This is a genomic window from Limosilactobacillus oris DSM 4864, assembly GCF_001434465.1.
In the GTDB taxonomy this organism is placed as follows: Bacteria; Bacillota; Bacilli; order Lactobacillales; family Lactobacillaceae; genus Limosilactobacillus; species Limosilactobacillus oris.
The window spans coordinates 1-23046 of the sequence record NZ_AZGE01000013.1 but is presented as its reverse complement, the minus strand read 5'-3'; the positions used below and the strand labels follow the sequence as shown (position 1 = coordinate 23046).

Sequence of the window (23046 nt, the reverse complement as noted above, 5' to 3'; positions counted from 1 at the left end):
ACGAAGTTTGCTAATGATTCTTTTAATTTGAATGTCACTTAATATCAAAATTGGTCGATTTTAAATACATTCGGATTAAAAGATTTTTTTTAGCAATTTGATAAAGCGCTTTATCACTTCAAGAATCATTTACTTACTTCAATTTTAGCTTGAAGGAGGGCTTTAGATGGCAAACGTTTTGATTGCAGGCGAATCATGGATTTCTTCGACGATTGAATATAAGGGTTATGACTCCTTTACCAGCACCAAACTTGAAAATGGGTGTGCGCACCTCGTTAAAGAACTAGAAGCACATGGCCATTCAGTGACGCACTTATTTGCCCATGATGTTCCTGAACTATTTCCGTGGTCTGACAAGGAATTGGATGAATATGATGTAGTTATTCTCTCGGATATAGGTGCTAATTCTATTTTGCTTCCCGATAAGGTTTTTAATAAGGGAGAAGCAGCCGTTAACCGACTTGAACTATTAAAAAGCTGGGTCTTAAATGGTGGGGCCCTGATGATGGCAGGTGGCTACCTATCATTTGCCGGCTTTGAGGGGAAAGCGCACTATCACGGGACCGCGGTAGAAGATGTCCTGCCGGTCAATATTCTTCCGTATGATGATCGGCGGGAGGTTCCACAAGGGCTACTTCCACAGACCGCTAAGGCTAGCCCAATTACTGAAAAGCTGGGCAAGTTCCCGCCAATTCTTGGCTATCAATTAGCCACCCCTAAGGAGGGAAGTGAAGTTTTACTTACCGTGGATGATAATCCGTTGTTAATTACCGCAAGTTTTGGAAAGGGCAGGTCATTGGCCTATATGAGCGACATCGGTCCTCACTGGGCGTCAAATAAATTTATGGATTGGAATAATTACGGGGAGTTTTACTCCCGTTGTATTAACTGGCTTTCTAATAACTAGATCTGAAATGGGAAGAAGGTTTGAAAATGAATTCCTCAAACAATAGGGTGAAGAAGGACGTTGTGGTTCCCTTACTTGTACTAGCAACTATTTTTGCCGGAATGCTCTCACCGTTACAATCGGCTGTAAATGGTCAGCTCGGTAACACTTTGCATGGCGATGGAAATGCGGCAGCAGTCATTTCGTTTGGCTCGGGCTTAGTCGTGATGACGGTTATCATCCTCGCCCGGCATTCGACTAGGGCGCAGTTTGCCTCTATTCCGCGAAAAATGCGTGCTCATGATCTTCCATGGTGGAACTGGATTGCTGGAATTTGCGGAGCAATGGTAGTCTTTTCTGAAGGGGCATCCGCTTCAGTTCTTGGTGTTGCCACCTTTCAAACGACGTTAATTTCCGGACTGGTGATTTCCGGATTACTTTGTGACCGTTTTGGAATTGGGGTGGAGGTAAAACAGCCGTTTAATTTTGCTCGGATCCTGGGCGCGGTATGTGCGATTGCTGCGACGATCCTGGTTGTTTCGCCAAACTGGTCAGCTCCGAAAGTAATCGGTCTTGCCGTTTTACCGTTCTTAGCGGGAATCCTTGCTGGTTGGCAACCGGCGGGTAATTCCGCAATTGCCAAGGAAACTGGTTCAATGCTAGTGTCGATTACTTGGAATTTCATCGTTGGCTTTTCTATTCTGACGGTTATTTTGCTGGTCAGAATTGGGATGGGCCAAGTCAGTTTCGAGCTTCCCCACGTTTGGTGGATGTACTTGGGCGGACCCCTGGGACTTTTGTCGATTGCCTTGATGGCATTGCTTGTGCGTGGACTGGGACTGCTTCTACTGGGCTTGGCTTCGACTGCTGGTCAGCTGATTGGTTCAGTCTTGATGGATTTGCTGATTCCCCAACTTGGTGCTCATGTGTATATGGTAACTGTATTGGGAGCGTTAGTAGCCCTGATTGGTGCCGGAATTGCAATGATCCCTTCGCAAAAAGAAGCGGAATCCACGAATAATTAAGGAGGCGGCTGCAGATGGCTTGTACCGGAATAGAATTAATTAGCAAGCAGGGGAATCCCTATTGGGGACGAACCCAGGATTTTGAACAGCATTTTGAATATTCAGGAGTTAAGATTCCCAAGGGTTACAATTTCTCATCAATGTCTTCGCCTTTTGTTACTCAGCAAGCGGTGATGGGAATTGTCTGGGCGAAGGACTTGCATAAGTCCCCCGTCTTATTGGATGGAATTAATGAAAGTGGTATTTGTGGCGGTTCATTTTATTTTGATCATTTCTACCGCTATGTATCTACGAAAGAAGTTAAGGATAGTGGCAAGACGCCGATCCGGGGCGAAGAAATTTGTAGTTGGATTTTAACTCATTACGGCAGTTTAGATGAGATTAAAGAAAAGCTAAATCAGGACGTGGGGGTTACGAATGAAGCTGGACCAATGATGGGGATGTCGGTACCTCAGCACTGTGTCTTTGTTGACGAAACTGGTCGTTCAATCGTTGTGGAGCCTTCTGTCCCCAATGGATTTAAGATTTACGAGAATAGACTGGGCGTGTTCACGAATGCGCCGACTTTTGATTGGCAGATTAATAATGTCAAACTATGGTTAGAACGCACAACTGGGCGTAGCTATGATTACAAGATGGATGAAGAAATTGCGCCAATTGCAATGGATGAGGCGACTAGCGGCATGGTTGGCATTCCAGCGGATTATAAACCAGAATCACGTTTTCTACGGGCAGCGTTTGCTAAATTACTTTCTCCGACGGTAAGTGATAACGAAGCGCTTAACCAAATTTTTCAATTGATCACAACGGTTAACACGCCGAAGGGCTCGCTAAGAATAGGCGGTGATAAGAAAACAATTTATGCCTGGACGCAGTATACTTCTGGCTATGATATTCGGCACAAAAAGCTATTTGCCTTCACCTACGATAATCGTAATTTACGAGAACTAGATTGGGGAGATACCGCAGATTGGGGTAATCAGCTTAGCTTCTTCTCGTTTATTGCTCCACAAAAGACGGTGCCATTTATCGCAAAGAATAGCTGGAAAGAAGGTGAAAACACCCTTTAAGACAACTGTTTAATCTAAAATAAACACGCCCAAGCGAGATTATTACCCCTTAAATCTCGCTTGGGCGTGTTGTGGTGATTTGACGAAGTTGGCCTATAGTGGATTACTATGACTGTGAAGATGCGTTGGGGAAGAACGTCCAATGTTTTGACTGTTTCGAAAATAATTAAAAACGTTCACAAGGAGTGCGATAATTTGCATCAGCCAATTTTTGGCGACTGAAAAAAGGATTAAGGCCGACCGCCGCTCACCAGGAGTGGTGTGCGAAGTATCCCGCCGGTCAATGCTGACGATTCTTGCCCAGCAACTAGGCCAGCAGGTCATTACGCCAGCCGACCTAGTTGACTTTAGTCCCGAGTTGAGAGCGCAAGTTGACGACCTCAGTAATCTATATAATTAAGCAGAAAACAAACCAAGCCCGCTACTGGCATATCAGCAACGAGCTTGGTTTGTTTCTTTAACGGAGTGCTTTCCGGTATCCGGCGGCCTGCGCTTCCGCTTCTGAGTTAAAGTACACGGCATTGCCAGAGTTCATTCGGTAACCATGCTGGCCCGGTGTGTGATAAACCATCGTCCGGCTGTTACCGACAATGGTTCCCACCTGGTCGGTCGTCATATCGCCGTTATTATGCAGGTTTGCGTTACCATTCTCCGTAGTGGTTGAGATGTCGGTGCTACTGGTGCGCTCGCTAGCAGTATCTTCAGTTGATCCGGTATCCTCACTGCTATCTTCACTGGATTCTGAATCGAAGTCATCCTTATCCTCATCATCGTCACTTGAATCATCAGTGGAACTACTATCGGCGTGCTTATGGGTAGTTTTAGCACTGCTGCCTGCTGCTTCATGGTGGCTAGTTTGCTGATTACCAGAAAGGGCCCCTGTAAAACCAAAGCACAAGACCATTGTGACCACTGCCGGGAGCAACCGTTTCTTCAGCAGTGTTTGCCGGTTATCCTTATCGCGCACGGCTTGATAAAGAAAGTAGCCGCTGGCACAGAGGGCAACGATTCCGCCCACAACTAAAAAGAACTTGATAAATGCAAAGAAAATAACCAAACCAATAATAGCAATAACTGTATTTCTCATTCTCTTCCTCCCAAATAAATAAAAATACTTTTTCATTATACGGAAATATTATTGTGATGAAAATGCTAAAATTCTTCGTTAACTGAATAAATCAGCAGATAGTAGAAAGTTGCCATATTAAGGCCCGGGTCATTGTATAATATGGGTGATTATCATTAGGGGAGGACTATGAATCCATGAAGGAACATAAGAAACTGTATAAGCATGGAAAATTGTGGGTCACGGCCACGATTTTCGCCGCAACGTTGGGAATCGCAGTCGGTACCGGTCAAGCTCAGGCTGCCACTGAGCCGGCAACGACCACGCCAGCTGTCCAGCAAGTCGGTCAAACTACTACGGGTAGTAGTCAAAATGGGCGGGAGACCAATCAGCAACCTTCTGCCACTACACCTCAGCAGGATACTAACCGGGGTACTGCTGTAACTAGCCAGGCAACTACTGACCAGACTAACATCAACCCGAATGACCATGGGAACTACGGCTGGCTAGACCAGGCGAAGCTGAATTCAGATGGTAGCCTGAACGTCAGTGGTTGGCACGCGACGAATGAATCACAAGGCCGGCAGTACCACTACATCATTGCCTTTGATCCGACGCATAACGTAGAAATCGCTCGCCAAAACATTACTGATCATGAAGTAAGCCGCCCTGATATTGCTAAAAATTATCATGTGGCGGGAGCAGGTCAATCGGGTTTTAGTGCTGTCTTTAATTTTAGTAGTCAGTTGGCTAATCTTGACCGAATTCAAATCATTAGTCGGTACACCGACGATGCAGCTGGAAATGGGAACTCCATCGATTATTGGTTCGCACCAATTATGGTGAGTCGTGCAAATTTGGCTAATCTTGATAAGGCAATTGTTGCTGATAATCAGCTGGTGTTGAGTGGCTGGCATGCAACTAATCTGGCTGCCGATAAGGAATACCATTATATTATTCTGCTTGATCGAACAACTAACAAAGAGGTTACCCGCGTAAAGGTTGACGTTCCAGTAGCACGTCCGGACATTGTTCATGCTTTTCCAGGAATTTACCATGGCAACCAATCCGGCTTCACTGTTAAGCTTCCGATAGAAAAAATTAATTTTAATCACCAGCTTCAAGTTATTAGTCGTTATTCTAGTCAGGATGATGGTAACAGTGACTATGTCGATTATTGGTTTACGCCGCTTACAACTGGTCAGCAGAATAACCAGGGCCATCTTGATAGTATCGACCTGAGCGATGGGGAGCATTTAACTTTCAGTGGTTGGCATGCAAGTCCATTAGCAGCATTTGAAACGAATCATTTCGGTATTCTTTTTGATTTGACGAGTAATGCTCAAGTTACTTCGGTTAATACTGAACAGATATATCGTCCTGATATTACCCGGTTCTTGGCGGGTGTACCCGGTGCTGGTCAATCAGGTTTTAATGGTCAAATTAATTTAACGGGCTTGAACTTGCAGCCTGGTCATCGCTATGTAATCGTTAGCCGCTATTCGACGAGTAGCGAGGGCAATGGTGGAAATGGGCAATATTCAGACTTTTGGTCTGCACCATTTACCCTCAACCAACGTGCTTCTTACATTGAAGGGATTAAGATGACCAAGGAGGGGTTGCAAGTTAATGGCTGGATGATTAGCGACCAATCTTTGAACAAGAGCCATCCATATTTATTGGTCATGAATGATGGTAAGGAAGTCAATCGGGTAGCCCTTAATTTAACCAGCCGTCCAGATATCGCTAAAATTTACGGCGGAGTTTATAACAGCGCTAATAGTGGCTTTTCGGCGCTAGTTAAACTAAACCCGACCCAAATTACAGGAAATATGCAACTGATTTTACGGTTCTCTGATGATGAACATGGAAATGGAAATTGCGATGACCAGTACAGTCCAGTTTACTTGTCCAGTGCCGGTCACTTCGATGCTATTCAAGTTAGTCCGCAAAGTATTTACGTTGCTGGTTGGCATGCCAGCAATCAGTCAGTTAATAAGCCGTATCAATGGCTAATTTTCATCGATAGTCAAACTGGGCATGAGCTTTGGCGCCAGCAGGTGCTAGATGCTAATCGCACCCGGGGAGATGTTGCCAAGGCAGAGCCAGCGATTTACAACAGTGGCAATTCTGGTTACCAGCTCGGTTTCAACATTCCAAACCAGCTCAACCACCACATGGTGCGGATCATCCACCGGATTACCGACGACAAATACGGGAACGGCAACGCGGTTGACGAATGGTCCGGATTAGTTTCCATCAACGCGATGCGGACACCGATTGACTACCGTCAGCCGTCGGAATACTTTGCCTACCCGAACTTGAGCCAACTCAACAACTTCTGGATCCATGTCCGGATCGGCCAGAACCGGGTCTACCTGATGAACAACAATGACGTGGTTTACACAATGTACTGTACTGCTGGCTACTACCAAAACGGGGTCAGCACCACGCCGCTTGGAACCTACTACATTCAGGCTGAGCGGGGGAACAGTTTCTATAATGGTGCCTTAGGTGAGGGGGCCAACTACTGGACGTCCTTCCTTAACCACGGGGAATACCTCTTCCACACGGTGCCAACTGACCGCTGGGGCAACTACAAGCCATACGAAGCCTCACAACTGGGCATCAACCAAGGTTCCCACGGCTGTATCCGGCTTTCCATCCCCGATGCCTACTGGATTATGCACAACGTCCCAACTGGTACCCGGGTCGTTATCGACAACTAATTATCATTCAAAGAACTCTGCGTTAGCGCGGGGTTCTTTTTCACTTGAACTCATAGTAAAATATTAAAAGATTCACATGAGGAGGAGTATTCAATGAACACCACGGTTGCTAAACTAATTGCTACAGCGGCAATTGCAACCTTTACCGGCCTGACGCTGACCACTAGGGGCGCCCAGGCCGACGATATTACCGTTAGCACGGCAGCCAACCAGCCGACTGCTATCCAATCAGCAACAACCAGTCTTAACCTCTATTCCAATAACCTGGCCCAGGTTCAGGCCACGCAAGCCATTAACTTTCCGGCGGGCTACACCCTTGACGCGGTTCGCAACGTCAATAGCCAGGCGGCGGCCAATGCCTTCGAGCAGACCGCCCAGCAGGGAATTTACAATAATAACTACCAGTCCGACCGGCTCGCGGCCACCCAGGTGGTTGACCTAAACAGCCTCACTGCCGACCAGGTTAGCCAGCTTAACCAGTACGGGCTTAACCTCGTCAACCGGGCCCGAGCTGAATTTGGCCTGGAACCATTTACCCAGGATGCCGGAACCATCAACCAGGTACGGGCAATGGCCCTCGAATACCAGTTTCGTGATGAGTCCCTCCTCAATGGTCACTGGCATGATTACGAGATTCTGCGCGGCCAATCGGAAAACATTGCGGCCCATCAGGTCTACGTGGATAACATCCCCAACCTGACGGCACGGTCGTTTGCCAGCGCGGTTGGGACTGATTTCGTAAATGTCAACGCGGTGCCGCTATTTACCATCAAGACGATGGATGACTTGCAAGCCTGTGTTTACTATGGCTTGATGGGGATGTTCTTCAACGACGCTGGCGACCTCTTTGGCCACGCCCAGAACTTCCTGACGGTCCAGCAGCCAATTACGACCCTGGCCCTGTACCCATCCCTGACTTACGCGACGGGGAGAGGGACCTGGTCAAACGGGACCTCATTTACTTTCCGGCTGGAAAATGTTGATATGCACTATATCTGGACGACCGGAAACAATTACAAGCGTGATGATTTCAGCAACCAGGGGACAGTCACTCCTGACTGGGACCGGACGGATAATGGTAACTATGCCTGGCTGGATGGTTCCTTTATCACCAGTTCTGGTCAGCTCGTGGCGACTGGCTGGCACGCGACCAACGCCTCCCAGGGGCGCCCTTACCACTACCTGATTGCACTCGACCAGAACGGACACGAGCTTCGGCGGGTGATCACCAACCGTGTTGACCGTCCCGATGTTCAGCGGGCCCATAATGTCTATGATGCGGCCAAGGCAGGCTTTTCAACCAAACTCGACCTGGCAAATCAGCTTGCCAAGGTGACCAGTATCCGCTTGATCAGTCGGTATAGCGGCAGTGCGGATGGCAATAGCGATTACGTTGATTATTGGTTTGCGCCGCTTTCGGTAGACCAGGGGAACTATGCCAATCTGGATGGTGCCACGGTGGTGGGTGACCAGCTCCAGCTCAGCGGTTGGCACGCCAGCAACCAGGCGTCTGGAAAGGCTTACCACTACATCATCATTTTGAACAATGGTCGTGAAGTGGGGCGGCGGCTGGTGTCGGCAGGCACCAACCGGCCGGACGTAGCTAACGTTTACGGCCACATCGCTGGCGCTGGGCGGTCCGGCTTTAGTGTGAACTTTGACCTGGCCGCGCTTAACTTTAACCAGCGGCTCCAGGTGTTGAGTCGCTACACAGATGACCCCGCCGGCAACGGCAACGCTGTCGACTACTGGTTTACTCCGCTGACGGATGGCCAGTACAGCAACCAGGCTTACCTGGATAACTTTACAGTCAGCAATGGTCAGTTGCGGATTGCTGGTTGGCACGCGAACGGGGTCAGCCGGTTTGAACAGCACCACTTTATTATCCTGTTCGACGCGACGGCAAACCGCCAGGTAGAATCGTACCTGGTTACCGCTGCCGCCCGGCCGGATGTTCAACGAGCTTACCCGGGAGTTGCCAACGCCGGGCAGTCTGGCTTTGAGCTAACCTTAAACCTGGCGGAACTCAACCTGATTCCTGGGCATCGCTACCTGGTTGTCAGCCGTTATTCCAGCAGTGCTAGTGGGAACGGCAACGGGAATGGCAGCCAGTTTACCGACTACTGGTTCGCACCCCAGGAACTGTTGTCCGGTCAGGAAGCTGGGTACGTGGACCAGCACCTCCTCCAGCAGGCTAATGACCAAGCTAAGTTGACAGTTGCTGGCTGGCGGGTCACTAACTTGGCTCGTGGCTACCACACCCTGATCCTGTTCGATAACACGCGGGGGCGGGAACTGACCCGGCAGACGGTTGCTGATTCGCCGGTAGGTATCTCCCGGCCGGATATTTCCCGGTTATATGGTCGGCAGTACTTAAACGCGGCCACCGCTGGCTTTACGGCTACGCTAGTTTTACCCGTGGGATGGCCGCGTGGCAATGACTATACGCTCATCAGTCGGTACTCGCCAACCGCCGACGCGAACGTCAATTACGTAGACGTGCCGATCCACCTTGGTGTCATTCAAGAGAAACTTTAATGGAACACAAAAAGCCGCTCGAGAAAATTCCCGAGCGGCTTTTTACGGAATGCTATTATTACGTCACCGATTAGTGGTGGCTAACAACCGCATTGCTTGGCAGTTGACCAGACCAGTCTTGGTATTGAACCTGTGAACTGCCCTTGGCAGTGTAACGATCCATCCCGTCGCTATCAACGTGGTGGGTAACACCTTGAGCGTCAGTCCAGCTGGCAACATCACCTAAGCCGAGTTGGATGTTTTGGTTTTCCTTCACACTGCTGGATGATTCTTGGGCAGCCTTTGCAGGAGCAGCAACGGCACTGGCATTAGCACTTCTCGTGGAAGCAACAGTGCTACTTGCTGCTTGGCTGCTAGCCTGCTTGGATACCGTACTTGCAGAGCTGCTGTTATTCGAAGTCATCTTTTGTTCGCTAGTACTTTCCTTAGCTGCTGCCTTGTCGCTAGCTTTCTTATGGTTCTGCTTAACGACCTGGGCGCTTTGCGCTTCGTGACTCTTGTGGGTCGTAGTTGCACTATTGGCAGCGCAACCGCCTAACCCTAACGCAAGCATAACAACTAATGAACTCTTTAAGACCTTTTGATTTAACTTCATAATAATAGCACCCCTTCCGCAATGTTTTTAACATTGTTCTTTTCTTTCAATGATTATATTGTAACACTGTTGAAATATTTATGTAACCTTTTAGACAATAAAATGTCAATTTATTTCAAACTTAGTCATTTTTCGTAATAAATGTTTAATAAGCTGGTGATTACGACCAGAAAAGGGGACCTAAGCTATCTTTTCGGTGGTAAAAGGCTTACTATATTATACGAATGCTTAACGAGAAACGAGGAGAAAACGTGAAAGAAAAATACTACCATTGGCTCTTTTGGCCGAGCCTACTGCTGGTGATCGCGGCTCTGATTTGGGTGTGCACCAAGATCCAGTTTATTTTCCAGCCCTTTCTTACCTTTATTTCAGTAGTCTTTGTGCCATTGATTTTGTCGGGTTTCCTTTATTACATGCTTAACCCGATTTTGAAATTATTACTGAAAGTTCGTCTGGGCCGCTTTCGCCTTAACCGGGGCGTTGCCAGCTTGCTGCTGGTTTTAATGCTGATTTTAATTATTTGTGGCGGCCTAGCAATGCTGATTCCACCAGTGGTCAAGGAAATTACGAGTCTGGTGACCCACTTGCCACAGACGGCGAGCGGCTTGCAGCGGCTGCTGAATGATACGATCCAGCATTCGCCCCTGAAAAATATCGACCTGACGGCTTACTACCGGCAGTTTGATCACCAGCTTGCTAACTATGCCCAGGTGGTTCTCAAGGGTCTATCATCGCGGATTGGCGACGTCATTAATGCGGTGACGAATATTACGGTCGTGACCATCACGGTGCCAGTAATGCTCTTCTATATGCTGAAGGATGGGTCCAAACTGGGGCCAAGCATCCAGAAGTGGCTATCACCACACCATGCTAAGGAAGTCGACCAGCTGCTGGGGAAGATGAATGATACCCTGTCTTCCTACATTGCGGGGCAGGTAATTGAGTGCTTGTTCGTGGCCGTCTTTACCTCGCTGGGCTACCTGTTGATTCACCAGCCGTTGGCCCTGGTGCTCGGGATTGTTGCCGGCCTGTGCAATATTATTCCCTATATCGGTCCCTATATTGGAATCGCGCCGGCACTCTTTGTGTCACTGACGATGGCCCCGCAGAAGCTGATTTTGGTTATCATTGTGGTTATTGTGGTCCAACAAATCGACGGGAACGTTATCTACCCAAATATTATCGGGAAGACGCTCCAAATTCACCCGTTGACGATCATCCTGTTCTTACTTGCAGCGGGCCACATCGCGGGAATTGCGGGAATGATTCTTTGCATCCCGTTCTATGCCGTCCTCAAGACGATTGCAGAATACTTCTTTGATATTTACCGGATTGAACACCCGGTAAAGGATGAAACAAAAGAATAATAAAAAGGTGAGTGGGAAATAACCTCCTTGACAAGGCGTATGACTAGCCTAGGACGATAGTTGACACGGCACGGGTCGGCTATCGTTCGTAGGCAAATAGCCTTGCTTCGCGGCGCTAGACACTAGCCTTGTGGTTATTTTCCACGTTATCTTTATAATAGTTAAGAACTAGCAAGAGGCTGGTGAGAAAATGAAGTTTTCTCCCAGCCTCTCTTTGTCTTAAATAGGTTAATTCATGCGGTTAACGACCCCGTGGCTCGGGTTGGCGTTAATCTGGTTGTCAAAGTTAACTACCCATTGGTAACCGCCATTATGGTAGTGGAGGTTGAATTCCCGACTATCATATTGAACAGCTTGGCCTGGAATCGGGTCATAGCGATATTCATTGGTAATCGTGCCATTATTGTGGTTGATGATATCAGACATATCCCAATCAACATTATGAGTCCGTCCTTGCTCATCATTCCAAACCCAGTAGTAGTAAAACGGTGCCGGTAATTCTTGTTCGTCATCGTTATTAACTGCTTGCTGGGTGTTTTGTGCAGGCCGCACAAGCTGGTTGTTTTGGTTAGCGTTAGTTTGGCCTGCGACAGGAGCCTGGTTGCCGGAAGCTACCGCGTTGCTGTTAGCGAGTGCCGGATTAACAACGCTGGCTGGCTGATTTACGTTTGCGTAGCTTGCGGGGGCCTCAATGGCCGCCTTGTTAGCAGTGGCCTGGTTGCTTTCCTGCTTAGTGCTTGGCTGGTCAGTGCTATCGTTAGCGGCTTTCTTATGGTTATTTGCTTTCGTGACCTTTGCGGAAGTTGGCTCGTGGCTAGTCTTATGCGTGCTGGCACTGTTATTGGCTGCACAGCCACCAAGCCCGAGTGCGAGTAATAATACTAATGAACTATTGATAATGGCTTTATTTAATCTCATTGTAAACACCCCTTTAACCGCAGGAAGCATTACCACTTCTTGTTTACACTATTATTGTAACACGTCAGCAATTAAAATGTAATGTTTTTGTAACAAAAATCATAAAAAGAGAGAATACTAGCTTGGCTAGTTCACCATCCTGTTTTCGCACGGGCACTGCGCTACGGTTTTCCTTTAAAATAAAAGAGGCTGGGAATTAACTCAACCTCTTTAATATTTTAAAGTTAGTAATGCCTCAGCGCAGTAGCTGGTTGGCAGTTCAAACGCTGATCAATCAGCCTTTAACCAACCCAAAATAGGCTTGCTACACGGCGTAGCCATCCTTCCTACAGGCTAGCTGCGCGTCGACAGGNGCAGTAGCTGGTTGGCAGTTCAAACGCTGATCAATCAGCCTTTAACCAACCCAAAATAGGCTTGCTACACGGCGTAGCCATCCTTCCTACAGGCTAGCTGCGCGTCGACAGGGGTGGGACGACGAACTAGACAAGCTAGTTCTGTCCCACTCTCATACTTTAATCTTCTTGATTATCGACAATGACGTAGTTTCCGGTGATAAACCGCTGGTCGCCAATTTGGTACCAGGTAATTTCGCCATTATCATCTAACTTACCGCTGATGCTGACCCGTTTACCATCGGGGATGGTCGCGACCTTTTTGCCATAGGGGGCATCATAGACATCGATTTCCCGGTTCGGCAGGTAATCCACGGTTCCCTGAACGTTCTTTAGCGGTAGGATTGTTAACTGGTCCGCCAGTGTGGAAGGCTGGTGATCATCATTTTGGTAGGGATTGGTGACGACGCGCATCCCCTGGTAGCGAACCCACTGGTCTGCGCCTAGCTCGTACCAGGTGTCACCATTTTCGGTGTTGACCCGGTGAAAGGCCTTAACAACAATTCCGGCGGGGAGGGGGATGTCAATTGGCAAGCCCTTGACGTTATCGTAGACCGTGGCTGCCTGGTCGATTTGCAGGTAAGTATCGACGGCTTCGACTTCCTGCCAGTTGTCCTTCCGATAATAGAACTTGACGTCCTTACGCTGCATGTTAAAAGTGCCATCGGTCGCACCGTCGACGTCGACATAGCGGTAGCGGGGGAAGTTTTTCCGTTCAACGTGGTACTTGCAGCCGGTGACGCCCCGCATCAGTTGGGGGACCATTAAGTTCTCACCAGTGTCAATATCAAGGTAGTACACCCAAATTGGGTTGCCAGTTTTCAAAGGTTCTAACACGATTCCCACCTCATTGTAAAAGATAATTAGTTTAATTATACCGCATTTTGGCCCTTAGTCCCTGAGAAGTCAGAAACTAGCCAACTTTATTTCCGTTTGCTAAAATAGTTTCAGTAAATTTACAAAAGGGGATAACTAGATGAAACGCCGCCAACAGATCCAGCGAAGCACCATTCGCTCAATTTTGATTGCGATAATTATTTTACAAGACTTCGTACCATTTTTAGGGAACATTCCGGTTGGTCCCCTGAGTATTACAACCATGCACGTAACCGTGATTATTGCGGCAATCGTGGTTGGGCCGGTAGATGGTGCCATTATCGGCGGGGTCTGGGGAATTCTGACCTGGGTCCGGGCCTTCGTCGCGCCGTCAAGTCCCCTGGCCCCCCTGGTCATGGTTAACCCCCTGGTTTCGGTGGTGCCGCGAATCATGATCGGGTTGGTAGCGGGTTACCTTTACCGTTGGCTGGCCCGCCTGAGTAAGCAGCCCCGGCTAGCAATGATTCTTGCAGGAATTGCTGGCAGCCTAACGAACACTGGCCTAGTCTTGGGAGCAATCGCACTCTTTTACCGGACTCCGGCTGTGGCACGGGCCTATGGAGTTAACGTTGACCACTTGCTGCCGGCTCTTGAAACGATCATGGCAACGAATGGGCTGGCTGAGCTAGTTTTTGCTGCTATCGTGGTGCCGCTGGTTGCTTACCCGGTCTTGGAAGTGCGCCGGCGGTTAGGATAGGAAAGTTAAAAATGCGTCTAGGTAAAATTGGCCTAGGCGCATTTTTTGATTGAGCTAGTATTTACTTGTTTTCTGCTGGTGCTTCGGCTGGTTGGGTGGCACCGGCGGCAACGACGGTAATGTTGCCAGCAGAGTCTAGTTGGGCGGCTAAGTCGTGGACGTCACCGTGGTCAAGGACGTAGTCGGCGATCCGGTCTTCAATTTGTTCTTGAATTACCCGACGAAGAGGACGGGCACCCATCTTCGGATCGTAGCCGAGGTCGACCAGCTTTTCGTCCACGTCATCCGGAACGGTAATGTGGAGGTCCTTTTCCTTGAGCATTCCGTTAACGTCATCGATCATCAGGTTGACAATCTTCATCAGGTCCTCCTTGGTGAGGGCGTTGAACTGGACGATGTCATCAAACCGGTTTAAGAACTCCGGCTTGAAGTAGTTGGTCAGCTTGTCGATGATCGAGTGGGTCGAGCCGGCAGCTTCGGCCCCAAAACCAACACTGGCAACCGCATCGCCCGTTCCGGCGTTGGAAGTCATAATGATGATCGTGTCCTTGAAGCTAACAGTCCGGCCCTGGGAGTCAGTCAGTCGGCCGTCATCCAGGATTTGCAGGAACATGTGCATGACATCCGGGTGGGCCTTTTCCACTTCATCCAGCAGGATCAAGCTGTACGGGTGACGGCGAACTTGTTCAGTCAGCTGCCCGGCTTCTTCGTAACCAACGTAACCAGGAGCTGCCCCAATCAACTTGGAAGTGGACGTCTTGTCCATGTATTCTGACATGTCAAAGCGAATCATGGCGTCCTTAGAACCAAAGAGCTGCTTAGCCAATTGCTTAGCAGTTTCGGTCTTTCCGACCCCGGTTGGCCCAACGAAGAGGAAGGAACCAATTGGCCGACCGGACTTATTCAAGCCAATCCGGTTCCGCCGAATTGCCCGGGCGACCTTGTCAACGGCCTCGTTTTGGCCAATTACGTGGGCTTCCAGTTCCTTATCGAGGTCCCGTAGCTGGTTTTCTTCCTGCTGCTGGAGGTCACCAACGGGGATGTTGGTCTTTTCCTCGACAATCTTTTGCATATCCTGAGCAGTAACCGTTGCGGACTCCTCAGTGTGGTTTTCTTCGGCGTCCTTCTTAGCCTTTTCCAGTCGGGTAACTTGGTCCCGGTAGAAGGCGGCCTTCTCGTAGTCCTGGTTGTCAACGGCTTGCTGCTTGTGAGCTTCGGCCGTGTGAATCTCGTTTTCAATCATGTTCGGGTCGGCCGTCTTCAGGGTCAGGTTCTTGCGGGAGCCGGCTTCGTCTAGGAGGTCGATCGCCTTGTCCGGCAGGAAGCGGTCCTGGATGTAGCGGTCAGAGAGCTTGGCAGCGGCAACGACCGCCTCGTCGGTGTACTTGACGTGGTGGTAGTCCTGGTAGCGGGCCTTAATTCCATTCAAGATTTTGATGGTTTCGTCCACGGATGGTTCGTCGACTTCGACCGGTTGGAACCGGCGGGCGAGGGCTGCGTCCTTTTCAATCTTCCGGTATTCATTCAGGGTCGTCGCGCCGACTAATTGGAAGTCGCCACGGGCGAGGGCCGGCTTCAAAACGTTGCCAGCGTCCATGCCGCCCTCGGCATTTCCGGCACCCATGATTTCGTGGATTTCATCAATGAAGAGGATGATGTTCTTGTTTTTGCGAACTTCTTCCATTAATTGCTGCATCCGCTTTTCAAATTGACCCCGAATTCCGGTCCCTTGAACTAGGGATACGACGTCTAAGCGGATGATTTCCTTATTAGCCAGCTTTTCAGGAACTTGGCCGGAAACGATGGCCTGGGCGAGTCCTTCAACTACGGCGGTCTTACCAACCCCGGCTTCACCGATTAGGACCGGGTTATTCTTGGTCCGCCGGTTCAAAATTTCAATGACCCGTTTAATTTCGTTGTCCCGGCCGATTACCGGGTCAATTTTACCCTGGCGCGCCATTTCAGTAAGGCTGATCCCGTATTGGCCGAGGATGCCCTTGCCGCCACGCCGGCCGCCGGCTTGTTGTCCCTGGGGACCAGCGGCTTGACCATTTTGGCCGGCCGCCTGGCTTTGCATATCGTTCATTGCGTTCATAAAGTCTTCGAGACTTCCAAAGTTAAAGTTATTCATTCCGTTACCTCCGTTCATCAGATTAGTTTGGAGATTTTGTAATTTTTGGTAGCATTGTTGGCAGAGGTCAATTTGCACCCGCTGACCATTAAAGTTCATTTGTAGGTGGATTGATGCGGGATTTTGATGACAATTTTGACAGAGCATCAGGTAAATACCTCCTTGGTAAAATCGTGGTCAAAATGTTTGACCATTCTTGACTATTGATTATATTATACTTACTTTTTATTACAGCGCAAGTCAAGTGTCTCGACCTGGCTAAAAATACCGCCTGCTTGATTGCAGAGGTGGCATGGCCTCCCTAATCAGGAAAGGCAGCTGATTTAGCATTATTTTAGCACTCTTCAAGTGAGTTTGCTAAAGAGGGTCACTCAGGGGTCGTGTATAATAGAAGAAAAATGGAGGCGAGAAGATGGCAGAACAAGATTATAAACAGCTCCTCGACGACTTGCGGGCAGGGAAAATCGACCAGTTTGAAATTGGACCAGAGCAGTTTCAGGAATTTCAGCCGGTCTACCACTCATACCCCTACCGGACCCAAATTGTGGGGAAGGCGCATATAGGCGGTAAAATCATCTACCGGTTGGTAAAGCGATAAGTGCCCCGGACTCGCTTGTATTTACCGCTTACAATTGCTAAAATATATCTATCGAGGTGTATCGGTGGTAGAATAATCACTGATAAAAGTAAATCTGCTCGAAGGAGACTGATTAATAATGGAAAAACGCGATTTTACTATTACTGCTGAAACTGGTATCCACGCACGTCCAGCAACAATCTTGGTACAAGCTGCTTCCAAGTTTGCTTCAGACGTTACCCTGTCATACGAGGGCAAGAGTGTTAACCTGAAGTCCATCATGGGTGTAATGTCACTTGGCGTGGGCCAAAACGCCAACGTTACCATCACCGCAAGTGGGGATGACGAAAAGGAAGCCCTGGATGCCGTTGCTGAAACAATGAAGAAGGAAGGATTGACTGACTAATGTCTTTACTGCTAAATGGGTTGGCAGCGAGCAACGGGATTGCAATTGCTCCTGCCTACCTGTTAGTGGGGTCAGATCTGCCTGTTCAAAAACAGCATACTAATGATAAGGATCATGAGGTCACGCGGCTTCATGATTCTTTTGCGTTCAGCCGCCAGGAACTTCGCCGCATTCGTGACCAGGCCCACGAACGATTAGGGCAGCGGGCGGCCGCCGTGGTAGATACCCAATTAGCAATGCTGGGGGATCCGGCCCTCTTTGCGATGATGCGGCAAGAGATTATGCAGTCCGGGGTGACTGCGGAGTGGGCGGTCAAGCAGACCGCGGATCACTACCTGACCATTTTTGAAAAACAAAATGACAATGATTACCTGCAGGCGCGGGGGACGGCCATGCGGGATGTTGCCAAACGGCTGCTAAGCCACTTAATGGCGGTGGAACTTCCGGACCCGCAAAAGCTGGACCACCGGGCAATTATTGTTGCCGCAAACATCACTCCGACCGACACCGCCCAATTTGACCGGCGCTATGTCGCTGGGCTGGTTACTGATACAGGGGGCCGGACCTCACACTTTACCATCATGAGCCGGACCCTCTCGCTGCCGGTCGTTGTCGGGACAAAAATCGCAACGACGGAAATCCAAAACGGTGACCTCCTCATTGTCGATGGCATTCACGGCAAGGTAATCGTTCGGCCAACGGAGGAAGAGCTTGAGCAATACCGCTTACTGGCTGGCAAGTTTGCCCGGGAGCAGGAAGCCTGGGGAGCGGTTCGGAACCAGCAGACAATTAGTGCGGACGGCCGGCACTTTGAAGTTGCCGCCAACGTGGGCACCCTGGCGGATATGGAGGATGCCCGGAAGAATGGTGCCGAGGGGATTGGCCTTCTTCGGACCGAGTTCTTATACATGAACCAGTCCCGCTTGCCGAGCGAGGAGGAACAGTTTCGCGCCTACAAGCAATTTGTCGCGGGGATGAATGAAAAGCGGGTGGTTGCCCGCACCCTCGATGTCGGGGGAGACAAGCGGCTTGGGATGGTCCCGCTGCCGAGCGAGGCGAACCCCTATCTTGGCTTTCGCGCTATTCGGATTGGGTTAGCCCGCCCGGAAATTTTGCGTCCCCAGTTGCGGGCCCTGCTCCGGGCGTCCGTGTATGGCCGGCTGGCGATTATGTTTCCGATGGTGGCAACGTTAGAAGAGTTTCACCAGGCCCGGGCAATTTTGGAGGAAGAACGGGCCCAACTTAGTTCGGCGGGGATTCCACTCGCCCAGAACGTTGAGCTGGGGATGATGCTGGAAATTCCCGCGGTTGCCATGATGGCGGATATTTTTGCCACGGAGGTCGACTTCTTTAGCATCGGCAGCAACGACCTGATTCAATACCTGTTCGCGGCGGACCGGGGGAACCCACGGGTGGCCTATCTTTATCAAGAATTGCATCCCGCTGTCTTGCGGACGGTCAAGCGAGTGATTGACGCCGCCCATGCTGAAGGAAAGTGGGTTGGAATGTGCGGTGAAATGGCAGGGAACCCGTTGGCTGCCCCCTTATTAATGGGGATGGGGCTAGATGAGTTTTCAATGAATAGCAACCAGATTTTACAAATTCGGTCCCTGATTAAGAAAATGAACACCCGCCAGCTGCAACCGCTTGTACACCGGGCGTTGAACGCGCAAAGCGCTCCGGAAGTGGCGGAGCTGGTTCGCACAGCAATTCCGGAACTCAATAGATAGGAAGGACAGGAGCTGACTTTTTAATAAGGGCAGCCTGTCAAACTAAACAACAACCAGGAGGTGAGCCGTTACCAGCCAATCTCCTGGTTGTTTGTTTTAAGAAAGACTTAATCCATCCACTAGAGCTTGTCGCTTGTGGTAATTCATCTTACAATAAAAAATACGGGTCTTTGCTAAAGAAAGATGCATTTAGTATAATAGCTAATATTATGGACGAAAATAATAGATGGGAGCAGTTAGTGTGAATATCGGTCTTTTTACAGATACATATTTTCCGCAGGTCAGCGGGGTGGCGACGTCGATTAAGACCCTCCGTGACGAGTTAACTGCTCAGGGACACAACGTATACATCTTTACGACCACCGATCCCAAGGCGAGGGAGGATGATGTTGAGGCAGGAATTTACCGCTTCCCGAGCATCCCATTTGTCTCCTTTACTGAGCGCCGGATTGCGGTGCGCGGAGCCTTTCGGGCAGTCCACCTGGCAAAGAAGTTTCAGCTAGACGTGGTTCATAACCAGACCGAGTTTGCGCTGGGGATGATGGGCAAGATAGTTGCGCACGAGTTGAAAATTCCGTGCTTGCATACCTATCACACGATGTACCAGGACTATCTTCACTACATTGCAAATGGTCACATTGTTAAGCCTAAGAATGTGGCGACCTATGCCCGACTCTACATGAAAAACATGGATGGGATCGTGGCTCCAAGTGAGCGGGTGCTAGACACGCTCCGTTCGTACGGGATTAGTGCGCCGATCCGAATTATTCCCACCGGAATTAATTTACGGGTTTACCAGCAGTGGGATTCTCCCGCGGAGCTGGCGGCCCTGCGGGAAAAGTACGGTTATGCGCCGGATACGCCGGTCCTGTTGTCACTTAGCCGGCTGGCTTACGAAAAGAATATTCATGCGCTGATTGAGGCGATGCCAGATATTCTGGCCCAGGATCCCCGGACCCAGTTGCTGATTGTTGGGGATGGTCCGGCCCGGACTACTTTGGAACGGCAGGTTCGGCAGATGAAGCTAACCGACCACGTTCAATTTGCTGGCGAGATCAAAAACGCGGACGTCCATCATTATTACCAGATGGCGGACGTTTTCGTGTCAGCCTCGGATTCGGAGTCCCAGGGCTTGACCTATGATGAAGCCCTGGCTTCCGATCTACCAATTGTAGTGATGCGGAGCGTGTACACGGATGAGCTGATTGATGATCCGGCAATTGGGGTTAGTTTCCAAAAGCGGGCAGACCTGGTAAAGGGAGTTCATTACTACCTTAACCATCCCGCCAGTCAGGAATCCCATGCTCGCCGCCAGGAAAAACTTCACGCGATTTCGGCAGAGGTGTTTGCAAAACGGGTGGTCGCTTTTTATAATGACTGCCAGGAACAGCTAGCGGCAGAAGAAGCGGCGAAAGCCCACCATCATTCTCGTCGTCTATTTCATCGTTCAAGGAGTTAGTGATGATTAAGATTACAATGTTTTCGTCTGCTGATAAGGTAGCTGGCCAGGGGGTCGGCAGTGCCTACCTGGAATTGGTCAACCTACTGCGGAGCCGGTACCAAGACCAATTAGACGTCCAGATCAACCACTACCGGGAAAGCGACATTAGTCATTACCACACAATTGATTTACCCTTCTATTTTTCGACATTTTCCAAAAAGCGGGGCCGAAAAATCGGCTACGTTCACTTCTTGCCGGAAACACTGGAGGGGAGTTTAAAAATCCCACAGCCTTTTCGTGGGATTTTTTACCATTATGTCATTGCTTTTTATAAACGAATGGACCATTTGGTGGTGGTTAACCCGTCTTTTATTGACAAGTTAACCGCCTATGGTATTCCCCGCCAGAAAATTACCTATATTCCAAACTTTGTTGACGCCAAACGTTTCCACCCGGTGGATGCAAGCCGGCGTGCGCAATTGCGGCGTCATTACCACCTGCCTGCAGATAAGTTTGTCGTTTTAGGCTCGGGGCAGGTACAGGAACGCAAGGGAGTACCGGACTTTATTACCTTGGCGCGGCAGAATCCAGACGTTCAGTTTATTTGGGCCGGGGGCTTTTCCTTTGGACGGTTGACGGACGGCTATACGGAGTTGAAAAAAGTTGTTGATGACCCGCCAAGCAACCTGCTCTTTACCGGGATCGTTAGCCGGGACGAAATTGCCGATCTAAATAACCTGGCGGACTTGTTTTTGCTTCCTTCTTATAATGAACTTTTCCCAATGTCGGTCTTAGAAGCGTTTAGCTGTGGGACCCCAGTAATGCTACGGGACCTTGACCTGTATCATTCAATCATTGCTGGTGACTACGAGCCGGCTAAGGATGTGGATGAGATGCAGGTAAAACTGACCCTCTTGCGAAATGACCCGGCGCGACTGGCTCATTGGCAGGAGCAGGCTCATCAGGCGGCCCAACGCTACTCGGAGGATCATTTAGCAAAGGTCTGGCTTGCCTTTTACCAAAGCCAGGTAAAGGAGGGCCAGCATGAGTAGGAAAAATTGGCTCGCTCTGGTTGCGATGCTGCTGATTGGTGGGGGAATCGTTGCCTACTCCCTACGGACCGTCAACCTCCGCTTACTGGTCCAGGACTTTTTTACCCTTAACTGGTGGTGGATGCTGGTTGCTCTGGCCTGTATTTGTCTTTACCTAATCCTGGAGGGGGTCGTGGTGAAGATTTTTATGAATAACCGTCATGCTGACTTTACCTGGAAAGATGCGCTGCGGCTGCCCCCGATTGAGCAGCTTTTTAACGGGATTACGCCCTTTTCTACTGGGGGTCAGCCTGCCCAGCTTGTAGCAATGCTGCAGTGTGGCGTTGACGGGGGACTGGCAAGCTCGGTTCTCTTGATGAAGTTCGTGGTTTTCCAAGCGATGATCGTGATTAACTTCCTGATTAGCTTACTGATTGGTTTCCACTTTATCGCGGAAAAACTCCATGCGTTATCACTGCTGGTATTGCTGGGGTTTGTTATCCACTTGGCGGTGATCGTCGGTTTGCTGCTGGTGATGTACTGGTACGGATTCACCAAGCGGGCCCTGAACTTGTTGATTAAACCCTGCGCCTGGTTTATGAAACCACAACGGTACGAGCGGCTACGGATTTCTTTGAATGAAAAGGTGGACTCGTTTTATCAGGAAAGTCTCCGCATGAAGGAAGAATACGGGAAGATGGCTAAGGTCTGCCTGGTAACGTTATGCCAGCTGTTTTTCTATTACGCTATTCCATACTTCATTATGCTGGCACTCGGTGTTCACGGAATGAACTTTATAATGGTGATTAGCCTCCATGTACTTATTTTCATGATCATCTCGCTCTTCCCGATTCCGGGAGGCGCCGGTGGGGCAGAGTACTCATTCTCCGTTCTTTTTGCCAGCTTCATTGGTTCTGGTACTAAGCTAGTGCTGGCGATGATTTTGTGGCGGCTGTTGACGTACTATTTCGGGATGTTCGCCGGGATGGTTGCATTGTTTATTAAACCAGATAAAATTAAACATGAAGATTAGCGGTTGGGGATGTTCTCCAGCCCTTTTTAGTTAAGGAGGATTGACTTAGTGGAAGAATCAATGTTGCTGCCAATTGTTCGCCGCCTCAATGCGATGCGGTGTGATACAAGTGGGAAAAGACAGCGTCGGACGTTTGAACAGTTTGGGATTCCGGTTTGCGAAGTGACCTATGTTCGTGAAAGCGATGATTTTATTTTTGTGCGTTTTCGTCCACAGGAACGGTTCTGTTTTGACAGTATTGACTTAACGGCGATTGAAGTTTACGACAGTTTGTATGAACTGCGGCATACTTTTTAAATTCAAAAAAAGTGTTGACGAACAGGGGAATGCTTGGTATATTATTACTTGCTGTTACGGAGCAGTGTGATTGATGCTTCGAAATAGTTGTTGACAGAGATTCACATCTTTGTTATTATAAATGAGTTGTCTTGTGAGATGATAATCAAGAATCATTAAAAATTGTTCTTGACATCAAATCGCCTTGATGATAAAATATAAGAGCTGTCTAGTGACAGTTTGGTAGACCTTTGAAAACTGA

Annotated in this window: 20 protein-coding genes; 15 read left to right on the top strand and 5 right to left on the bottom strand. The window is 49.2% G+C overall.

What is annotated here, in order from left to right; translation table 11 throughout:
• The first annotated feature begins 166 nt into the window (after positions 1 to 166).
• The 4 genes from FC49_RS05870 (at position 167) to FC49_RS09920 (ending at position 3381) form a co-directional block, all read left to right on the top strand.
• Positions 167 to 907: a glutamine amidotransferase gene (locus FC49_RS05870; RefSeq protein WP_003712587.1), complete on the top strand. Its 741-nt coding sequence runs from the start codon at positions 167 to 169 to the stop codon at positions 905 to 907.
• 26 nt (positions 908 to 933) lie between these two features.
• The gene (locus FC49_RS05865) at positions 934 to 1911 is read left to right on the top strand and encodes a DMT family transporter (protein WP_003712615.1); all 978 of its coding nucleotides are present in this window, start codon (positions 934 to 936) and stop codon (positions 1909 to 1911) included.
• Between the two features lie 14 nt (positions 1912 to 1925).
• Positions 1926 to 2981: a linear amide C-N hydrolase gene (locus FC49_RS05860; protein ID WP_056984510.1), complete on the top strand. Its 1056-nt coding sequence runs from the start codon at positions 1926 to 1928 to the stop codon at positions 2979 to 2981.
• Positions 2982 to 3240: 259 nt separating this feature from the next.
• Positions 3241 to 3381: a hypothetical protein gene (locus tag FC49_RS09920; RefSeq protein ID WP_156402470.1), complete on the top strand. Its 141-nt coding sequence runs from the start codon at positions 3241 to 3243 to the stop codon at positions 3379 to 3381.
• A gap of 57 nt (positions 3382 to 3438) precedes the next feature.
• Here the strand turns inward: FC49_RS09920 and FC49_RS05855 are convergent, their stop codons facing one another.
• Entirely contained in the window at positions 3439 to 4068 is a 630-nt protein-coding gene (locus FC49_RS05855) for a sunset domain-containing protein (RefSeq protein WP_056984509.1), read from the bottom strand.
• A gap of 176 nt (positions 4069 to 4244) precedes the next feature.
• On the opposite strand from FC49_RS05855, the gene FC49_RS05850 reads away from it, so the two are divergent.
• Together FC49_RS05850 and FC49_RS05845 are read left to right on the top strand one after the other, a co-directional pair.
• On the top strand, positions 4245 to 6776 hold the full coding sequence (locus tag FC49_RS05850; protein WP_056984508.1) for a L,D-transpeptidase family protein: 2532 nt from the start codon (positions 4245 to 4247) through the stop codon (positions 6774 to 6776).
• A 93-nt stretch (positions 6777 to 6869) separates the two neighbouring features.
• A complete protein-coding gene (locus FC49_RS05845; protein WP_056984507.1) occupies positions 6870 to 9314 on the top strand; it encodes an SEC10/PgrA surface exclusion domain-containing protein in 2445 nt (814 codons plus the stop codon).
• A gap of 70 nt (positions 9315 to 9384) precedes the next feature.
• Here the strand turns inward: FC49_RS05845 and FC49_RS05840 are convergent, their stop codons facing one another.
• On the bottom strand, positions 9385 to 9909 hold the full coding sequence (locus FC49_RS05840) for a hypothetical protein (protein WP_003715819.1): 525 nt from the start codon (positions 9907 to 9909) through the stop codon (positions 9385 to 9387).
• Between the two features lie 251 nt (positions 9910 to 10160).
• On the opposite strand from FC49_RS05840, the gene FC49_RS05835 reads away from it, so the two are divergent.
• Entirely contained in the window at positions 10161 to 11276 is a 1116-nt protein-coding gene (locus FC49_RS05835; RefSeq protein WP_082603561.1) for an AI-2E family transporter, read from the top strand.
• A gap of 228 nt (positions 11277 to 11504) precedes the next feature.
• On the opposite strand, the gene FC49_RS05830 is transcribed toward FC49_RS05835, so the two are convergent.
• Both FC49_RS05830 and FC49_RS05825 read right to left on the bottom strand, forming a co-directional pair.
• On the bottom strand, positions 11505 to 12194 hold the full coding sequence (locus tag FC49_RS05830; protein ID WP_056984505.1) for a hypothetical protein: 690 nt from the start codon (positions 12192 to 12194) through the stop codon (positions 11505 to 11507).
• Between the two features lie 512 nt (positions 12195 to 12706).
• Complete coding sequence (locus FC49_RS05825) at positions 12707 to 13423, bottom strand: MucBP domain-containing protein (protein ID WP_056984504.1); 717 nt, start codon at positions 13421 to 13423, stop codon at positions 12707 to 12709.
• A gap of 139 nt (positions 13424 to 13562) precedes the next feature.
• Here FC49_RS05825 and FC49_RS05820 point away from each other — a divergent pair, with 139 nt between their 5' ends.
• Positions 13563 to 14159 carry an ECF transporter S component gene (locus FC49_RS05820; protein WP_003712603.1) on the top strand — a complete coding sequence of 199 codons (597 nt, stop codon included), beginning with the start codon at positions 13563 to 13565 and terminating at the stop codon, positions 14157 to 14159.
• 61 nt (positions 14160 to 14220) lie between these two features.
• Here the strand turns inward: FC49_RS05820 and FC49_RS05815 are convergent, their stop codons facing one another.
• Complete coding sequence (locus FC49_RS05815) at positions 14221 to 16437, bottom strand: ATP-dependent Clp protease ATP-binding subunit (RefSeq protein WP_056984503.1); 2217 nt, start codon at positions 16435 to 16437, stop codon at positions 14221 to 14223.
• A 265-nt stretch (positions 16438 to 16702) separates the two neighbouring features.
• Here FC49_RS05815 and FC49_RS05810 point away from each other — a divergent pair, with 265 nt between their 5' ends.
• The 7 genes from FC49_RS05810 (at position 16703) to FC49_RS05780 (ending at position 22805) form a co-directional block, all read left to right on the top strand.
• Positions 16703 to 16888, top strand: a complete 186-nt coding sequence (locus FC49_RS05810; protein WP_003712597.1) for a hypothetical protein — start codon at positions 16703 to 16705, stop codon at positions 16886 to 16888.
• 118 nt (positions 16889 to 17006) lie between these two features.
• Positions 17007 to 17273 (top strand): phosphocarrier protein HPr, encoded by a 267-nt coding sequence (locus tag FC49_RS05805; protein WP_003712636.1) that lies wholly within the window; start codon positions 17007 to 17009, stop codon positions 17271 to 17273.
• Complete coding sequence (gene ptsP / locus FC49_RS05800; RefSeq protein ID WP_003712611.1) at positions 17273 to 19003, top strand: phosphoenolpyruvate--protein phosphotransferase; 1731 nt, start codon at positions 17273 to 17275, stop codon at positions 19001 to 19003. Before FC49_RS05805 ends, ptsP begins: the two co-directional genes overlap by 1 nt.
• A gap of 241 nt (positions 19004 to 19244) precedes the next feature.
• Positions 19245 to 20462, top strand: coding sequence for a glycosyltransferase family 4 protein (locus FC49_RS05795; protein WP_191976056.1), 1218 nt, complete (start codon positions 19245 to 19247; stop codon positions 20460 to 20462).
• 2 nt (positions 20463 to 20464) lie between these two features.
• Positions 20465 to 21496 carry a glycosyltransferase family 4 protein gene (locus tag FC49_RS05790; protein WP_056984502.1) on the top strand — a complete coding sequence of 344 codons (1032 nt, stop codon included), beginning with the start codon at positions 20465 to 20467 and terminating at the stop codon, positions 21494 to 21496.
• On the top strand, positions 21489 to 22508 hold the full coding sequence (locus tag FC49_RS05785; protein ID WP_003712601.1) for a lysylphosphatidylglycerol synthase transmembrane domain-containing protein: 1020 nt from the start codon (positions 21489 to 21491) through the stop codon (positions 22506 to 22508). Before FC49_RS05790 ends, FC49_RS05785 begins: the two co-directional genes overlap by 8 nt.
• A 48-nt stretch (positions 22509 to 22556) precedes the next feature.
• Positions 22557 to 22805: a DUF1797 family protein gene (locus tag FC49_RS05780; RefSeq protein WP_056984501.1), complete on the top strand. Its 249-nt coding sequence runs from the start codon at positions 22557 to 22559 to the stop codon at positions 22803 to 22805.
• The last annotated feature ends 241 nt before the right edge of the window (positions 22806 to 23046 follow it).

Bases quoted from the DNA above. Each gene is read 5' to 3' on its own strand.
- FC49_RS05870 (WP_003712587.1), top strand. From the start codon at position 167: ATGGCAAACGTTTTGATTGCAGGCGAATCATGGATTTCTTCGACGATT.
- FC49_RS05865 (WP_003712615.1), top strand. From the start codon at position 934: ATGAATTCCTCAAACAATAGGGTGAAGAAGGACGTTGTGGTTCCCTTA.
- FC49_RS05860 (WP_056984510.1), top strand. From the start codon at position 1,926: ATGGCTTGTACCGGAATAGAATTAATTAGCAAGCAGGGGAATCCCTAT.
- FC49_RS05855 (WP_056984509.1), bottom strand. From the start codon at position 4,068: ATGAGAAATACAGTTATTGCTATTATTGGTTTGGTTATTTTCTTTGCA.
- FC49_RS05850 (WP_056984508.1), top strand. From the start codon at position 4,245: ATGAAGGAACATAAGAAACTGTATAAGCATGGAAAATTGTGGGTCACG.
- FC49_RS05845 (WP_056984507.1), top strand. From the start codon at position 6,870: ATGAACACCACGGTTGCTAAACTAATTGCTACAGCGGCAATTGCAACC.
- FC49_RS05840 (WP_003715819.1), bottom strand. From the start codon at position 9,909: ATGAAGTTAAATCAAAAGGTCTTAAAGAGTTCATTAGTTGTTATGCTT.
- FC49_RS05830 (WP_056984505.1), bottom strand. From the start codon at position 12,194: ATGAGATTAAATAAAGCCATTATCAATAGTTCATTAGTATTATTACTC.
- FC49_RS05820 (WP_003712603.1), top strand. From the start codon at position 13,563: ATGAAACGCCGCCAACAGATCCAGCGAAGCACCATTCGCTCAATTTTG.
- FC49_RS05815 (WP_056984503.1), bottom strand. From the start codon at position 16,437: ATGCTCTGTCAAAATTGTCATCAAAATCCCGCATCAATCCACCTACAA.
- FC49_RS05810 (WP_003712597.1), top strand. From the start codon at position 16,703: ATGGCAGAACAAGATTATAAACAGCTCCTCGACGACTTGCGGGCAGGG.
- FC49_RS05805 (WP_003712636.1), top strand. From the start codon at position 17,007: ATGGAAAAACGCGATTTTACTATTACTGCTGAAACTGGTATCCACGCA.
- ptsP (WP_003712611.1), top strand. From the start codon at position 17,273: ATGTCTTTACTGCTAAATGGGTTGGCAGCGAGCAACGGGATTGCAATT.
- FC49_RS05790 (WP_056984502.1), top strand. From the start codon at position 20,465: ATGATTAAGATTACAATGTTTTCGTCTGCTGATAAGGTAGCTGGCCAG.
- FC49_RS05785 (WP_003712601.1), top strand. From the start codon at position 21,489: ATGAGTAGGAAAAATTGGCTCGCTCTGGTTGCGATGCTGCTGATTGGT.